Source organism: Pseudomonas triclosanedens (assembly GCF_026686735.1).
In the GTDB taxonomy this organism is placed as follows: Bacteria; Pseudomonadota; Gammaproteobacteria; order Pseudomonadales; family Pseudomonadaceae; genus Pseudomonas; species Pseudomonas triclosanedens.
The window spans coordinates 5,026,425-5,040,476 of sequence record NZ_CP113432.1 but is presented as its reverse complement, the minus strand read 5'-3'; the positions used below and the strand labels follow the sequence as shown (position 1 = coordinate 5,040,476).

The following is a 14,052-nucleotide window of genomic DNA, read 5'->3' as shown; positions in this document are numbered from 1 at the left end:
TCCTGCTTCAGAAGAGTACACTCTTGTTCCTAATAATTTGCTGTATGAGCTTGCGGAACGTGCTAATAAAGAAAAGATTCCATTTGATGATTTCTTTGATCAAATAGACTCGGTAAGTAAAGATGTTCTCCGATGTCCCTCTTGTGGTCGAGTTTGGATCAGGGACGGTGAGGGGCCGGAGTACTGGCCATATCTTGCGGAGAAGGAATAAAAGTAACCCCAGCCAATGAGCTGGGGTTCTTGTTTACCCGCAATTTACCGCCGTTTCCCTCGCAGCTCATAATCCGCTTGATACAACGACTGCGCACCGGAGATCAGCAGCAACAGCGTTGGTGTAGGTATAATCGATCAGCCAGCTAATTTTTTAATTATTAAGGGAACGAAAAGCCCTAGTGTCGTGCCAACTAACCCTAACTGGAGTCTGAAGTGAGTTCTGATTTGAGTTTAGAGGAGTGGAATTTTCAAGTGATCATGCTTGTTCAGGCCCTGGTTGGTGCGATCTCCAAAAATTTCAGAATGGTTGCTCTGTGCTATAACGAGCCTGACTGGATCCTGAGCTTTTACTTGGAGAAAGATTTCGATGAAGATCTGGAGGAAATTGAGGATATTGTTTGTCAGTATACTGCATATCAAGATATTGGCTTGAGGTGCAAGTATGAGATTGTTATTGGTGCTCAAAGCTTGCCGGCGTTCTCGGATGTAGGACGAGTGGTTTATCGAAGAAGAGAGTAGCTAAGTAGTCAATCGCTGCAAAAGGGGCTGAGCCATCTATTGGGCGGGGTCTTGCCTATGAGAAGCCCTCTGATCTTGTCCAAAATCGTGTGAGTGAATTACAAGCCCAGATACCCGCTAACTCAAAAGGACGGATAACTATGGGCGTGGCTGTAGTAGAAGATAAAAACGGTTCTCGCTCTGTCTTGGTCAGTACAAGTGAGCCACGCGGCTATCTTCGTCCAGGTGTGATTTTGCAGTCTGGAGAAAAGGTAATAGCAGGGACGGGACATGCGGAGGCTGACATTGTAAAGTATGCAAATTCAAATGGCTTGAAGGTGATTGATATCGGTGCAACTAGGCCTGTTTGTGCTTCATGTCAAAATATTCTTGAGCCAACTGGTGCCCATGTTTCTACACCCCTAAATCCACTTTCCAGTAGCGGGCAGTGATGATGCGATTAGCAACAGTTTCAGAAGAATTGGTAGAAAGAATGGCGGCAGCTACTTCCGAACAAAGGAAGCGAGCAGTAATTGCTGCTTGCGATCATGCAATAAAGGCAGTTTCGCTATCAAACTCAGTCGTGAGTTTATCTATGGAACGGTTGCGCCGAGGAGAGATATTTTCACCTCGCCTTGTGTCAGAGTTGAATAGCCTTGTTGAAAAACTAGATGGTGAGTACTTCGTGCTTCAAGAAAATTCTGGAGATGAGGCCGGGTTTGATAGGTATGCATTGAGAGCTTTTAGTCAAGCTCGCGCTATATCTGCCTTAGCTTTTGGGGGGGTGGGTGAGTCTCTATTCTCTTCGGCTGAATCAATATATGAAGCATCAGCAGCAGTGGATGATATCGAAACCTTTCTTAAGGCTGTCGTTGCAGCCCTGTCAGAGCAATAGCGTTGCCCCATCCAAACCACACTCCCCGCCAATTGGCGGAGAAGCTTTTGTGGACGAGTCACCCCCAAACATTCCGCACTGCTCTCCGCCTATCGTTTCTCGCCTGAGTTCGTTAGCGCAAATCCCTCTACTTCCTGAACTCCCCAGTATTTGACCAGCCGAATACACCTGCTTCGTGGACAGGTGCCCTTCCTTCAGCCGAAACCCGACTTTCGGCTCCCCGCTTAAGTAAAGCCCACCAGCAAGCCCTTCCAGGCTTCGAACCACTTAACCTGTTTCGGTATCTGCTGGTAAGGGTCGACTCCACCCCAAGCCTCCCAAGTCGTGCGTCCACCCTTGCACCGTGTTGTAGCGCAGTCGCTACCAGTATTTAGTGATAGGTCTTCTGGTTGTTTTTTGATCAGGATTCTAGGTTGTTTTTTAACTTGTTGTGGGAAGATTCCCATGTGTTCTGTGAATTTTCTAATTAGTTATCGCGCTATTGATTTGCTCTCTTGTTCAAGGGAAGTATCGCTCCGCCTGAATCTAATGGCTTTATTTCTTACAACTGGGAAGAGAGAGAAAATGGAAGTAGTGAAGTTCGGGAAGTTGCTCGCAGCTGCTGTTGCCGCCAGTCTGGTGGTTGGCTGTTCCTCTGGTGGTGGCGGTCATCACCATAGTTCGAATTCGGATCAGTCGAGCGCCAGTCCGAAAGGCTCCGGCGGCTCGGGTGGTTCTGAGGCTCCCGTCAGTGCCGCGACCGCCGGCAAGGCCTCTGACCAAACCTATGTGGCACCTGACGGAACCAGCTATACGCTCGCTGGTATTCCTGGAACCTCCATGAGTAGCGGTTCCGGCCGTACGTTGAGCTACGGCAGTAACGGCGCGAACGGGTATGCACGCTACGGCGCCTGGTATTCGACGAATCACACGACCACCGAGTACTTCTACACCGGTACCGGCGCGACTCTGCCTGAGCAGGTTCCGACTACCGGCACGGCTACCTATGCGGGGAAAGCCATTCAGGTCAATACCACGGATGGCACGACGATTAGCGGTGGCAGTACCAGCGCCAGCTTCAATGTGGACTTCGGTGCGAAGACCATTGCCGGTCAAACCGAGAAGACTCTTGCCATCGATACGGTCTCCATGAAAGGCACGATCAAAGGGGCTGGCTTCAGCGGTAGTGCTTCGTCCGGCTCGCAGCAGGGCAACTTCTCCGGTCATTTCTATGGCCCTGAGGCTTCCGAGCTGGCGGGTACCGCGATCTTCAAGGATGCCAAGCACAACCTGGCATTTGGCGCGGTCAAGCAATAAGCCGCAGAGGCTTTCGGGATAAAGGGGGATACCAACATTCCCCCTTTTTTATTTGCCGACTCCAGTTGTATCCAACTTCATGAACTTGAATCAGGTTGCTGCCTGCCTGGCCGCGATGGTGCCTTTCATTGCGCTTGGCGCTCCGCCAGAAAACACTGCTGTTCCGGCTGCCGTTGATATTCGCCCGGAAGACCATCGTCAGGTGCAAGTGCCGGCCTCCGTTTCCAGTACTGTGACGAATGAGCAGTTGAGGAGCGATCCAGGTCTGGCCGGCCGTTTTCTCAGCCAAGCCGTCGATGATGAGCGATGGGATGTCGTTCGTAGCCTGTTGCCGATCTATCGGGCCGCTCCACAACGGGATACGGTGTTGCTGGCCTACGCAGAAGGTGCGCTGGCGCGCCACGATGGCGAGTACGCCAAGGCAATTGCCGTGTATCGCGAGGTGCTGGCGGCCAATCCGAACTTGACGCGCATCCGTCTGGACCTGGCCCGCATGCTATTCGAGAACCGCCAGTACGAGGCGGCCCGCTTTCAGTTCGAGAAGGCCCGGTCCGAGCATCTTCCCGAGGCGGTGCTGGGCAATGTGCAGCGTTATCTGGAGGCCATAGACCGTGTCGCCGGCTGGTCTGGCTCGCTGGGGCTGAGCTACCTGAACGACGATAACGTCAACAATGCTTCGCGCGGCCGGTACATTGATATTGGCGGCCGCCAGTTCCGGCGGAATGACGATGCGTATCCGCAGCGTGGGCACGGTGTCGATTACTCGGCGTCGCTGCTACGCGACTTCGCGTTGGCGGATCATCACAGCATCAGGTTCCAGGGGCAGGCCGATGGCAGGAGCTATTGGGATAATCATCGGTTCGACGATGTAACGGCGCGCAGCTATCTGGGGTATTCCTACTCGGATGCGAATCAGCGCCTGTCGCTCCTGCCGTTCTATGAAAAACGCTGGTATGGCACGCAACCGTATTCGGCGGGGGCGGGGTTCCGTACGGAATACAGCCGGGTCCTGTTGCCAAACTGGCAGTCCGGGTCTGCCTTCGAGTACCAGCACCTGGGTTATGACGACCCGAGGTATGGCTACCTCGATGGCCATGCGCTGTTGCTGTCGTCCACTCTGGGCTATGCGTTCAGTAGCCGGTTGGCTCTTTATGGCGGGGCTGACGTGGGCGAGCAGGTTACCCGCTCCGATTCGGATACCAACCATTTTTCGGCCGTTAGATTGGGCTTTGAGGCGGAATTGCCGTGGTCGCTGGCTGCGTCGTTGTCGGCTGGTGAAATGCGGCGGGTGTATGAGGCGGAGAATGATATTTTCGCCGTGCGCCGCAGGGATACAGAGAGGAACTACCTGCTCTCGCTATGGCATCGAAACATCTACTTCTGGGGCATTCTGCCCAAGTTGAATATTTCCTACCGGCAAGTCGACAGCAATATCGATTACTACAGTTACGACCAGAAGCGAATTTATCTGAGCGCGACGCGGGCGTTCTGAATTATTCAGAAGTCTATAGGAGTATATTGTTCTGTCCGCGCCTCACCGTGGTTCTGCAGGTTGATGTATCTGTTTTAATTGCGCTGCACTGGAAATCCGAAATTTCTCACAGCTCTCCCTGAAATTACTGTGAATGTCGAGATGCCTGCCTGGATTAACGTTCATATCCCCGTCTGATGGCGCTGGTAATTGCCATGTCCGTCTAATTGGGGCAGGTACTCAATCAAAATAAGGATATCCAGATGTTCAAGGTTAGAGCTGTTTCGGTGTCGGCCATTATGTTGTGTATTGTTGGGCTTTCTGGCTGCGCCAGCATTATCAATGGGTCCAGTCGAGAGGTGCACATAAAGAGTTCTCCCGATGGTGCGGAGTTCACTATCAGGAACAAGGCCGGCGAGGTTGTGATGTCTGGGACAACGCCTCAGAAGGTATTGCTGAAATCCGGGGCGGGTTACTTCCGGAGCGAGGCTTACAACGTCAGCTTCCGGAAACCGGGGTATTCATCGCAGACAACAGCGATAAATACATCGCTGAGTGGCTGGTACTGGGGAAACCTCCTGCTGGGTGGGCTTATCGGTATGCTTGCTGTCGACCCGGTTACCGGCGCCATGTACAAGTTGCCGGACGAGGCCGTGGCCACTCTGCAGGCAGAAACGTCGATGGCACCCGTCAATGGTGAGTTGATGCTGGTTACCGTCGACCAGGTTCCCGAGCATCTCCGGGGGCAACTGGTGCCGCTCAGGTGATCGACGGCGGGGGGAGGCAGTGCGTTCCCCCGCACCGCCCCTTCATGCTACTGCCGCAGATGGGAACAGTGTGGGTATCGCTTCCCCTGTTCCCTGATGCTGGATCCGGAAGCCGGTGCCCACTCCGCAACTGGATGCGCTGAGGAACACGAGGACAAGCAGCAGCGCGGTCTTCATGGTGGTTCTCCTGCGTATCAGGATCGTATGACTTGCAGTGTAGGCCCTGTTGCCCGCCTTACACCGAACACCAGCAGGCTGCCGACCGCGAACAGCCAGGCGCTGATGCCTCCGTAGGCGAGCACCCAGCCGAAGCCTTGTATCAGGGCTGCTCGTGCCTGAGGCGCGTCGCTGCCGGTTACCTGGCCGCTGGCGATTGCGGCGGCCAGTTGCAGGCGTTGGTTTTCTTCTGTGCCGTGTAGCCCGGCGACCACACCGGAAAGCAGGATCAGGCCCATCAGCGCGATATTGATGGCCAGCGAGATCATCCGTGCGCTCATGTCTATGCCTGACGCCATTCCCGCGCGGGTGGCGGGTACGGCGGCGGTGGCGGTGTTGGTGACGGTGGTGTTGGTCATGCCCAGGCCGATACCGGCCAGCGCGCAGCCGGGCAGCATGCTCAGCCAACTGGCGCCATCGATGGCGCTGCCCCACAGCATGAGGAAGAACCCTGCACCGATGACGAACATGCCGCCGGGAATCACCCAGCCCGGTCGGAAACGATGGGATAGGCGTTCGGCGATGGGGGGCACCAGCAGTGTTGGCAAGGTGTAGGCGAGCAGGGACCAGCCGGCCTCCACGTCGTCGTAGCCAAGCACGCCGTGGTAGTACACCGGCAGGTAGATCATCAGCGGCCAGAAGCTCACGTTCATGCCCGCCGAGCCGAGCATGGCGCCGGCGAAGTTACGTATGCGCAGTACGCTGAAGTCGAACATCGGATGGGCGGCGTGCCGTTCGATGACGATAAAGGCGGTGAGGCTTACGACGCTGAGCGTCAGAATCGTCAGTGCCGCCCGGCTGGCGAAGCCGATATTAGCGCCCTGGGTGATGTAGAAGACGATGCCGAGCACCGCGAGCGAGAGGGTGAGCATTCCGGCGAGGTCGAGCTTCTCTGCATCCGGGTCGCGGGATTCGACGGCGCCGTACTGGGCCAGCGCAAGTGTGAACAGGGCGATCGGTCCGTGGACCAGGAACACCCAGGGCCAGTTGGCCAGTGCCACGATGGCGCTGCCGATGATCGGCCCGAAGCCCAGGCCGATGCCGAATATCACGCCCCAGGCGGCGAAGGCGCGGACTCGCTCGACGGGGTCGCTGAACTGGCTGGTGAGTACGGCGACCTGGCAGATGAGCATGACGCCGCCGGCAGCGCCCTGGAGGAAGCGCCCGGCGATCATGGTCGGCATGTTGGTGGCGAGGCCGCAGAGCAGCGATGTGAGGCCGAACAGTGCGAGGCTGATGACGAACACGCGCTTGCGGCCAAAGCGGTCGGCCAGGGTACCGGCGGCCATCAGCACGCTGGTACAGGCGATGGTGTAGGCGTTCATCACCCATTGCAGGTCCTGGAAGTCTCCGTGGAGTACACGCTCCAGGGCGGGAAGGCTGGCCGGTACGCTGGAAATTTCCAGGCCGAACATCATCGAGGACAGGCACACCGCTGCCAGGGCGATGAGGTTGCGAGGGTTGTGTGTTGGCGTCATGACGATGGCTCCGTTGCAGAGTCATCATTCTGCGAAAGAATTTCGTTCCCCATTGTCTCTATTTCGTCCCATCATTGAGTCTTTTCAGGAATCAAATGGGCAGGCCGATGGATGATCGATTCGATGGCATTGCCACCTTCGTCCAGGTGGTGGATTCCGGCAGCTTCGCGCTTGCCGCCGAGCGTCTGAACCTGACGCGCTCGGCGGTGGGCAAGGCTGTTGCCCGGCTGGAGGCGCGGCTGGGTGTGCGCCTGTTGCAACGCACCACGCGGAGCCAGAGCCTCACTGACGATGGCCAGGTGTTCTACGACAGTTGCGTGCGCGCGCTGGCCGAGCTGGATGCTGCACACGCTGTGCTCGAAGGCGGGCGGCTGGAACCGCGCGGGCGGTTGCGGGTCAGCGTGCCGATTTCCTTCGGCCATCTGTGCGTGGTGCCGTTGATGCTGGAATTGGCGCGGAAGCACCCGACGCTGAAGATCGATCTGTCGTTTACCGACCGTCGTGTCGATCTGGTGGAGGAAGGCTTCGATCTTGCCGTGCGCATCGGCTCGCTGGGCGACAGTGCCACGCTTGCTGCGCGACGCCTGGGCGTGCAGTACACGAGTATTGGCGCGGCGCCAGCTTACATCGCGCAGCACGGTATGCCGGAGGCGCTCGACGATCTTGTCGGGCATGCCGCGATCAGCTATTGCGTGGCGGGCGTGGCGTCGCCCTGGGAGTTGCGCGATGACGAGGGCAGGGCGCGGCGCATCGATATCGAGCCGCAGTTGAGCATGGACGACCTGCAGGCCATCGCCGCTGCTGCGGTGGCGGGTTTCGGCCTGGCGCGAATGCCGTCGTGGCTGCTGGCGCGGCATGTGAAGAATGGCGAACTGGTGGTGGTGAAGGGGCGATGCAACCTGCCGCCGCAGGATATTCACGTGGTCTGGCCGAAGACGCGCTACATGCCGCCGAAGACCCGTTGTGCCATCGATGCGCTGGTAGCCGGAGTCCCTGCCTTGCTGGCGGAATGAACCATCGGCCCGGACATCTGCCCAACGGCTCGCTCTCCGGCCAGTTTGCAAGCCGGCGGCGGGCCGCTATCGTTGGCCGCTGATCATTCGTTTTCATGTGCACAAGGGATTCCATGCGCTCGCTGTTCGCCTTCCTTTTCGCCACCTGCTTCGCCGCTTCCGCCAATGCCGCCTGGTATCTGGACTATGAGTCGTCGCGGCTGACCTTCGTGACCAGCAAGAATGCCGATATCGCCGAGGTGAACCGCTTCCTGGTGATGCACGGCAAGGTCGACGAGCAGGGCTTGGCCGAGCTGCGTATCGAGATGGACTCGGTGAGCACCGGCATTCCGCTGCGTGACGAGCGGGTGCGCGAGAAGCTGTTCGAAACCGCTAAGTTCCCTGACGCGCGAATCACCGCGAAGCTGGACCTGCGGCCAATCATCGACCTGGCCAATGGCGTGCAACTGGAGATGCGCCTGCCGCTGCGCCTGGAGCTGCATGGCCAGGCGAAGGACTACCGCGCCGAGGTGCTGATCACCCGCCTGGATGAGCACCGCTTCCAGGTGGTGACGCTTTCCCCGCTGGTGATCAATGCCGCTGACTTCGGCTTGTCGCCGGGTATCGCTGCGCTGCGCAAAATGGCCGGGCTCAAGAGCATTGGCCTGTCGGTGCCGGTGGGCGCCGTGCTGATCTTCGCCTCGCGGTGAGCGGGCCGGTCTTTCCCTGGCGCAGCGGCAATCGCTTCGCCCTTCTCTGCGACGGGGAGCGTTTCTTCCCGAGCATGCTCGGCGCAATCGACAGCGCCGAGAGGCAAGTCGAGCTGGAGCTCTATCTGGTGGAAAGCGGCAGTTGCTCCGAGGCGCTGCTGGATCGCTTGCTGGCAGCGCGGCAGCGCGGCGTGCGGGTACGCTGCCTGTTCGACGCCTTCGGCAGCCTGAAGCTGGCCAATGCCTGGGTGCAGCAGTTACAGGCGGCCGGCGGCGAGTTCCGCCGCTACAACCCGCTGCGCTGGCGGGGCGGCCTGCGCAACCTGTATCGCGATCACCGCAAGCTGCTGCTGGTGGACGAGCGTGTGGCGTTCGTCGGCGGTACCGGCGCTACGGATGAGTTCTGGTCTGCACGCAACAACACCAGCGACTGGCATGAGGTGATGGTGCAGATGAGCGGCCCGGTCGTTGTCGACTGGCAGCGGCTGTTCGAGCGCCAGTGGCATGCGACCTTCGGCGTGCGCGCCTGGCGTCCGCGCGAGGAGGTACTGCTCGACCGCCTGCCGCCGATGCCCAGCGAAGGCCAGGGCCTGGCACGGGTTGCCTACGCGGATGCAAGCCAGCACCGTGACATCGTTCAGGCGCTGATCCGCTCGATACGCGGCGCGCGCCAGCGCATCTGGCTGGCGACGCCTTATTTCCTGCCGACCTGGAAGGTTCGCCGGGCGTTGCGCAAGGCCGCCCAGCGTGGCGTGGATGTGCGCCTGCTGCTCACTGGCCGGCTGACCGACCATGCGCCGGTGCGCTATGCCGGCCAGCGTTACTATCCTCGATTGCTGCGTGCCGGAATCCGGATTTTCGAGTACCAGCCGCGTTTCCTCCATTTGAAGATGGTATTGGTGGACGACTGGGTCAGCGTTGGTTCGTGCAACTTCGATCATTGGAACCTTCGCTTCAATCTGGAGGCCAATGTAGAAGCGTTCGATCCGTCGTTCACTCAGGCAGCGGCCGAGTGTCTGAGCGCCGATTTCTCGCAGAGCCGCGAAATCGATCTCGGCTGCTGGCATGCGCGACCGTGGTGGAAGCGTTTGCGCGAGCGGCTGTGGGGCTCCCTGGACCGGCTGGTGGTGAACTTCCTCGACCGGCGCCGTTGAGCCGGACGAACGCCGAATCGATTTTTCAGAAGGAGAGAGGCGTGGATACGAGTCGGAAGGAACGCTTCATCGGCCTGGAGTGGCTGCGTTTTCTCATGGGGTTGTACGTGGTGATCTACCACACCCTGCACAGCTACCCGGCAGAGCAGAAGTTCGCTGGCCTGGATGACCTGACCAGCCTCGGCTTCTTCGCCACCAGTACCTTCTTCGTGCTGTCCGGCTTTCTGCTCTGCCACGTCTACATCACCGACGGACAATTGCGCGAAAGCCCGCGCAGCTTCTTTACCAAGCGGCTGTCGAACCTCTATCCGCTGCACATCTTCTCGATCCTGCTGACCATCACCGTGCTGCTGGTGGTCAGCCAGCTCGGCATCGGCCCGGACCTCGACCAGGCGACGCCACGCTTCGTGGTCTACGACACCAACGAGGCCATCGGGCGCCTGCAACCGCAACTGTTCCACCACTGGATGAGCGACCGCGAGCTGCTGCTCAACAGCATTCTCCAGTTGACCATGCTGCAGGCATGGAACCCCTATTACCTGACGTTCAACGCGCCGCTGTGGTCGTTGTCGACGCTGTTCTTCTTCTATCTCTGCTTTCCCTACGTCGCGCCGCGCCTGGCGCGGGTGAAGCACAAGTGGCGGCTGTTGATTGCGCTCTGGCTGCTGTACCTGGTGCCGCCGGCGCTGGTGGTGGCCAGCGAACAGTACGGCATGCCGTGGACCGGCCTGCTGCACCGCAACCCGTTGCTGCGCCTGCCGGAGTTTCTCAGCGGTATTCTCGCCTATGGTTTGTTCCGCCAGTACAAGGACGCCGGCCACACGCCGGGACGCTGGCTGTCGCTGCTGCTGGGGGCACTCGTGCTGGTGAATTTCCTGGTGGCGGACTACCTCTACACCCACGGTGCAAAGTACTGGTACTTCCTCCTGCACAACGGCCTGCTGCTGCCGGCACAACTGGTGCTGGTGTACCTCAGTGCACTGCCGCGCGACCCGGACAGCAGCTTCATCCGCCGCTGGTCGCCGCGCCTGGGCGCCGCCTCGCTGTCGCTGTTCGCATTGCACGTGCCGCTGTTCACGCTGTTCTCGCGTACTGAAAAGCTGATCCGTGCACCGGGCGATTGCCTGGCGGACTGGGCTTTCTGCGTGGATGCGGCAACGCACCAGCAGTTGTCGCTCTGGCTCTATCCGTTGTTCCTGGTGTTCATGGTGGCCAGTTGTGTGCTGGTGCAGGAGCGCTGCGTGGTGCCGGTGCGCAAATGGCTGGTGCACCATCTGTTGCCCCAACCGTCAACGCGGCGGCGGGCGGTGACGGAGTCGTAGCTGTCCCGGCGGCCTGATGGCGTGAGCGAAGCGATACCCATCGAGCGGTGCGAAACTCTGCTGATGGGTATCGCAAGCTCCACCCATCCTACGGTTGGCTTCAACTCCGGGCTGCGGTGCTCTTGTGGGCGCGGCCTTGTTCGCGATGGGCCTTGCGCCGTACACCGTGCCATGCGGTGTCACGGATGTAGGCCCGGTACGCCGAAGTATCCGTCCAGGCAGGTTCGTAGGATGGCGTGGAGCGTAGCGATACCCATCGTGTGTCGTGTGGGTCCGTTGATGGGTACACCCATCCTACGGCTGACTTCGATTGCGGGACGCGGTGCTTTCGTGGTGGCGGACGTTGTTCGCAATGGGGCTGCGTTGTCCGTCTTCGCTTCAAGCCACCTGTGCCTTCCAGTCGTTGAGGTTGTAGTAGTTGGTGACCCGGGCGACCTTGCCGTCGCGGATGTCGAAGAAGGCGCCAGCCGGCAGGATGTAGCGCTGCCCCTTGGCCAGGGGCAGGCCGTCGTCGGTGCGCAGGTACTCGCCATGCACGACGAATTCGGCGGCGCCACGGCTGCCATCCTCGCTGGCCATCACCACGATCTCCGCCAGGCGTTCGCGGTAGCAGCGGTTCATGTGCTCCATGAAGTTCGCGAAGGCTGCCTTGCCGCACTGCCGTTCGCCCTGGTTGATATCGTGCACCACGTCATCGTGCAGCAGGTCGAGGAAGGCAGGCATGTCGCCAGTGTTGAAGGCATCGTAGTAGGCACTGATCAAGGCCTTGGCGTGCATGGGCATGCTCCTGTCGCGGGTGAGAATTAAGCTGGATTCGGCGCCCATGATAGGTTGCTGTTTCGGCCTTCACTTTGCCGTCAGCGGCATCCAGCGGACAAAAACGACCATGCCTACGGAACTTCGTCTGCTTCGCGGCGGTGCCATCCGTTCCTTCGTCGATGACATCGCGCGGTTGCGAATCAGTGTGTTCCGAGAGTTCCCCTATCTCTACGACGGCTCGCCCGAGTACGAAGCGCACTACCTGGATACATACGTGCGCTCGGCGTGGAGCCTGTGCGTGCTGGTGCTGGACGAAGGGCGGGTGGTCGGCGCCTCCACCGGACTGCCGTTGCAGGATGAGACCGAGGAGTTCCAGCGGCCCTTCCTCGAATTGGGCTGGAACCCGGAACGGGTTTTCTACTTCGGAGAGTCGGTGCTGTTGCCTGCGTACCGCAACGCCGGGCTTGGCCTGCGCTTCTTCGAGGAGCGCGAGGCTTATGCGCGCGGCCTCGATCGTTTCGACTGGTGCGCCTTCTGCGCGGTGCAGCGGCCATTGGAACATCCGGCTCGCCCCGTGGGCTACCGCACGCTGGATGCTTTCTGGTTGCAGCGCGGGTTTCGTCCACATCCGGAACTGCGCACCGAGTATCGCTGGCGCGATGTTGGCGATCTGCAGGAAAGCGCCAAGCCCATGTCCTTCTGGCTCAAGGAGCTGACCTGATGATCCGCGTTGCCGCCTGCCAGTACGCCATCGATCTGCATGAAAGCTGGGACGATTATGTGCGACACCTGGAAAACCTGTGCGCCGAGGCAGCAGAGCAGGGCGCCCGCCTGCTGGTTCTGCCGGAGTACGCCGGGCTGGTATTGAGTGGCCTCCTGCCGCCTGTGGTGCGCGGCGACCTGCATGGCTCCATCGCCGGGTTGCAGGCGTGGCTGCCGAAATGGCTGGCGCTGTGCGAAGCCATTGCCCGGCGCTGGCGGCTGTATTTCCTGCCTGGTTCCGCGCCGGTGCTCGATGGCGATGGGCTTTACCGCAACCGCGCCTGGCTGTTCGGCCCGGACGGGCTGCTCGGTTGCCAGGACAAGCTGCTGATGACGCGTTTCGAGCGCGAGCAGTGGAACATCGTCGGCGGGAGAGGTTTGCGCGTGTTCGACACGGCGTTCGGCAAGCTCGGCATCCTGATCTGCTACGACAACGAATTCCCGCTGCTGGCGCGTGCGCTGGCCGAGCAGGAAGTGGACCTGATCCTTGCGCCCAGTTGCACCGACACCGAGGCCGGCTACCACCGTGTACGCATCGGCGCGCAGGCGCGGGCGCTGGAGAACCAGATCGCCGTATTGCACGCGCCGACCGTGGGGCTGGCGCCCTGGTCGCCTGCGCTGGACGAGAACGTCGGCCGGGCCGGGCTCTACGTGCCGCCGGACTATGGCATGCCGGCCAACGGAGTGCTGGCGTCGAGCGACGATCCGATGCCGGCGTCGAGCCGCTGGCTGGTGCATGACCTGGATCTGGATGAAGTCCGCCGGGTTCGCCGGGAAGGTCAGGTGTTCACCCGCCGCGACTGGCCCGAGCAGTTCACGCCGGGACTGCTGGATATTCTTCGCTGAAGGCCGACCCGGACTTTCGACGGGTGGCAAGGCGCGGTGCGCTGGTTATGCTCCGGGCATAACCATAAGAGGGATATTCCATGCTCCGACTGGCCCTGAGCGCCTTTCTCCTGCTGCTGGCCGGCTGCAGTTCGCCCGGTGCGTTCTTCGGCGCGCTCGATGGCCCGCCGTTCAGTGCGCAGCCGAGCGATCCGCAGCGCGCGACGGTGTACATCTACCGTCCACAGAACCAGTGGTCCGATGAGGAGTTGGAGGCACCGGGACTGTTCCTCAACAACGAGCTGATCGGCAGTCTGCCAAGCAATGGCTATTTCGCCATGAGCTTCGAGCCCGGCAGCTATCAGTTGCAGATGCGCCGCCCCCTGCTGGGCAGTTTCTGGACCTTCTTCGCTGGCGGCACCATGGACTTCACTCTGATCTCCGGCTTCGCCCTGGAGGCGCGCGCGGGGGAGGTCTACTACCTGCGCTACGACGAGACCCATACGGTGCCGAAGTTCCAGCACAACGCAGGAGAAGGCGCCGGCCCGCTGAACCTGGTGGGCAAGGAGCTCGGCTCGCGGGAGATACCGGCCACGCGGCAGGTTCAGGAGCCGGTGAGCTTTGCCGCCAGTGGACGGGAAATCCGCCAGCCAGGCTTCTTCGAACGCATCGGCCTGTAGCGCGGCGGTGTAGT

The 14,052-nt window shown here is 60.1% G+C and carries 16 protein-coding genes; 13 read left to right on the top strand and 3 right to left on the bottom strand.

The window, feature by feature from the left end:
- The first annotated feature begins 426 nt into the window (after positions 1-426).
- From OU419_RS23375 to OU419_RS23350, 6 genes are all read left to right on the top strand, one after another.
- On the top strand, positions 427-732 hold the full coding sequence (locus tag OU419_RS23375; protein WP_254470375.1) for a hypothetical protein: 306 nt from the start codon (positions 427-429) through the stop codon (positions 730-732).
- Positions 733-872: 140 nt separating this feature from the next.
- Complete coding sequence (locus tag OU419_RS23370) at positions 873-1,163, top strand: hypothetical protein (protein ID WP_254470376.1); 291 nt, start codon at positions 873-875, stop codon at positions 1,161-1,163.
- On the top strand, positions 1,163-1,606 hold the full coding sequence (locus OU419_RS23365; RefSeq protein WP_254470377.1) for a hypothetical protein: 444 nt from the start codon (positions 1,163-1,165) through the stop codon (positions 1,604-1,606). Before OU419_RS23370 ends, OU419_RS23365 begins: the two co-directional genes overlap by 1 nt.
- 564 nt (positions 1,607-2,170) lie before the next feature.
- On the top strand, positions 2,171-2,902 hold the full coding sequence (locus tag OU419_RS23360) for a Slam-dependent surface lipoprotein (RefSeq protein ID WP_254470378.1): 732 nt from the start codon (positions 2,171-2,173) through the stop codon (positions 2,900-2,902).
- Positions 2,903-2,981: 79 nt separating this feature from the next.
- Positions 2,982-4,394 carry a porin family protein gene (locus OU419_RS23355; RefSeq protein ID WP_254470379.1) on the top strand — a complete coding sequence of 471 codons (1,413 nt, stop codon included), beginning with the start codon at positions 2,982-2,984 and terminating at the stop codon, positions 4,392-4,394.
- Between the two features lie 242 nt (positions 4,395-4,636).
- Positions 4,637-5,140: a hypothetical protein gene (locus tag OU419_RS23350; RefSeq protein WP_254470380.1), complete on the top strand. Its 504-nt coding sequence runs from the start codon at positions 4,637-4,639 to the stop codon at positions 5,138-5,140.
- Between the two features lie 42 nt (positions 5,141-5,182).
- Here the strand turns inward: OU419_RS23350 and OU419_RS23345 are convergent, their stop codons facing one another.
- Together OU419_RS23345 and OU419_RS23340 are read right to left on the bottom strand one after the other, a co-directional pair.
- Complete coding sequence (locus tag OU419_RS23345; protein ID WP_268172314.1) at positions 5,183-5,317, bottom strand: hypothetical protein; 135 nt, start codon at positions 5,315-5,317, stop codon at positions 5,183-5,185.
- A 17-nt stretch (positions 5,318-5,334) separates the two neighbouring features.
- Positions 5,335-6,834 (bottom strand): MFS transporter, encoded by a 1,500-nt coding sequence (locus OU419_RS23340; RefSeq protein WP_254470381.1) that lies wholly within the window; start codon positions 6,832-6,834, stop codon positions 5,335-5,337.
- A gap of 107 nt (positions 6,835-6,941) precedes the next feature.
- Between OU419_RS23340 and OU419_RS23335 the strand changes: the two genes are divergently transcribed.
- The 4 genes from OU419_RS23335 (at position 6,942) to OU419_RS23320 (ending at position 11,012) form a co-directional block, all read left to right on the top strand.
- The gene (locus tag OU419_RS23335) at positions 6,942-7,847 is read left to right on the top strand and encodes a LysR family transcriptional regulator (RefSeq protein ID WP_254470382.1); all 906 of its coding nucleotides are present in this window, start codon (positions 6,942-6,944) and stop codon (positions 7,845-7,847) included.
- Between the two features lie 113 nt (positions 7,848-7,960).
- Positions 7,961-8,536: a YceI family protein gene (locus OU419_RS23330; RefSeq protein WP_254470383.1), complete on the top strand. Its 576-nt coding sequence runs from the start codon at positions 7,961-7,963 to the stop codon at positions 8,534-8,536.
- Complete coding sequence (locus OU419_RS23325; RefSeq protein ID WP_254470384.1) at positions 8,533-9,690, top strand: phospholipase D-like domain-containing protein; 1,158 nt, start codon at positions 8,533-8,535, stop codon at positions 9,688-9,690. Before OU419_RS23330 ends, OU419_RS23325 begins: the two co-directional genes overlap by 4 nt.
- Positions 9,691-9,785: 95 nt before the next feature.
- Positions 9,786-11,012 (top strand): acyltransferase family protein, encoded by a 1,227-nt coding sequence (locus tag OU419_RS23320; RefSeq protein WP_254470873.1) that lies wholly within the window; start codon positions 9,786-9,788, stop codon positions 11,010-11,012.
- 378 nt (positions 11,013-11,390) lie between these two features.
- Here OU419_RS23320 and OU419_RS23315 read toward each other — a convergent pair whose 3' ends face one another.
- Positions 11,391-11,789, bottom strand: a complete 399-nt coding sequence (locus OU419_RS23315) for a ketosteroid isomerase-related protein (RefSeq protein ID WP_254470385.1) — start codon at positions 11,787-11,789, stop codon at positions 11,391-11,393.
- 109 nt (positions 11,790-11,898) lie between these two features.
- Between OU419_RS23315 and OU419_RS23310 the strand changes: the two genes are divergently transcribed.
- From OU419_RS23310 to OU419_RS23300, 3 genes are all read left to right on the top strand, one after another.
- On the top strand, positions 11,899-12,492 hold the full coding sequence (locus OU419_RS23310) for a GNAT family N-acetyltransferase (RefSeq protein ID WP_254470386.1): 594 nt from the start codon (positions 11,899-11,901) through the stop codon (positions 12,490-12,492).
- On the top strand, positions 12,492-13,379 hold the full coding sequence (locus tag OU419_RS23305; protein WP_254470387.1) for a carbon-nitrogen hydrolase family protein: 888 nt from the start codon (positions 12,492-12,494) through the stop codon (positions 13,377-13,379). Before OU419_RS23310 ends, OU419_RS23305 begins: the two co-directional genes overlap by 1 nt.
- An 80-nt stretch (positions 13,380-13,459) precedes the next feature.
- Positions 13,460-14,038 carry a DUF2846 domain-containing protein gene (locus tag OU419_RS23300; RefSeq protein ID WP_254470388.1) on the top strand — a complete coding sequence of 193 codons (579 nt, stop codon included), beginning with the start codon at positions 13,460-13,462 and terminating at the stop codon, positions 14,036-14,038.
- Positions 14,039-14,052: the final 14 nt, after the last annotated feature.

Bases quoted from the DNA above. Each gene is read 5' to 3' on its own strand.
- OU419_RS23320 (WP_254470873.1), top strand. From the start codon at position 9,786: ATGGGGTTGTACGTGGTGATCTACCACACCCTGCACAGCTACCCGGCA.
- OU419_RS23340 (WP_254470381.1), bottom strand. From the start codon at position 6,834: ATGACGCCAACACACAACCCTCGCAACCTCATCGCCCTGGCAGCGGTG.
- OU419_RS23350 (WP_254470380.1), top strand. From the start codon at position 4,637: ATGTTCAAGGTTAGAGCTGTTTCGGTGTCGGCCATTATGTTGTGTATT.
- OU419_RS23335 (WP_254470382.1), top strand. From the start codon at position 6,942: ATGGATGATCGATTCGATGGCATTGCCACCTTCGTCCAGGTGGTGGAT.
- OU419_RS23315 (WP_254470385.1), bottom strand. From the start codon at position 11,789: ATGCACGCCAAGGCCTTGATCAGTGCCTACTACGATGCCTTCAACACT.
- OU419_RS23360 (WP_254470378.1), top strand. From the start codon at position 2,171: ATGGAAGTAGTGAAGTTCGGGAAGTTGCTCGCAGCTGCTGTTGCCGCC.
- OU419_RS23300 (WP_254470388.1), top strand. From the start codon at position 13,460: ATGCTCCGACTGGCCCTGAGCGCCTTTCTCCTGCTGCTGGCCGGCTGC.
- OU419_RS23305 (WP_254470387.1), top strand. From the start codon at position 12,492: ATGATCCGCGTTGCCGCCTGCCAGTACGCCATCGATCTGCATGAAAGC.
- OU419_RS23365 (WP_254470377.1), top strand. From the start codon at position 1,163: ATGATGCGATTAGCAACAGTTTCAGAAGAATTGGTAGAAAGAATGGCG.
- OU419_RS23370 (WP_254470376.1), top strand. From the start codon at position 873: ATGGGCGTGGCTGTAGTAGAAGATAAAAACGGTTCTCGCTCTGTCTTG.
- OU419_RS23330 (WP_254470383.1), top strand. From the start codon at position 7,961: ATGCGCTCGCTGTTCGCCTTCCTTTTCGCCACCTGCTTCGCCGCTTCC.
- OU419_RS23355 (WP_254470379.1), top strand. From the start codon at position 2,982: ATGAACTTGAATCAGGTTGCTGCCTGCCTGGCCGCGATGGTGCCTTTC.
- OU419_RS23345 (WP_268172314.1), bottom strand. From the start codon at position 5,317: ATGAAGACCGCGCTGCTGCTTGTCCTCGTGTTCCTCAGCGCATCCAGT.
- OU419_RS23310 (WP_254470386.1), top strand. From the start codon at position 11,899: ATGCCTACGGAACTTCGTCTGCTTCGCGGCGGTGCCATCCGTTCCTTC.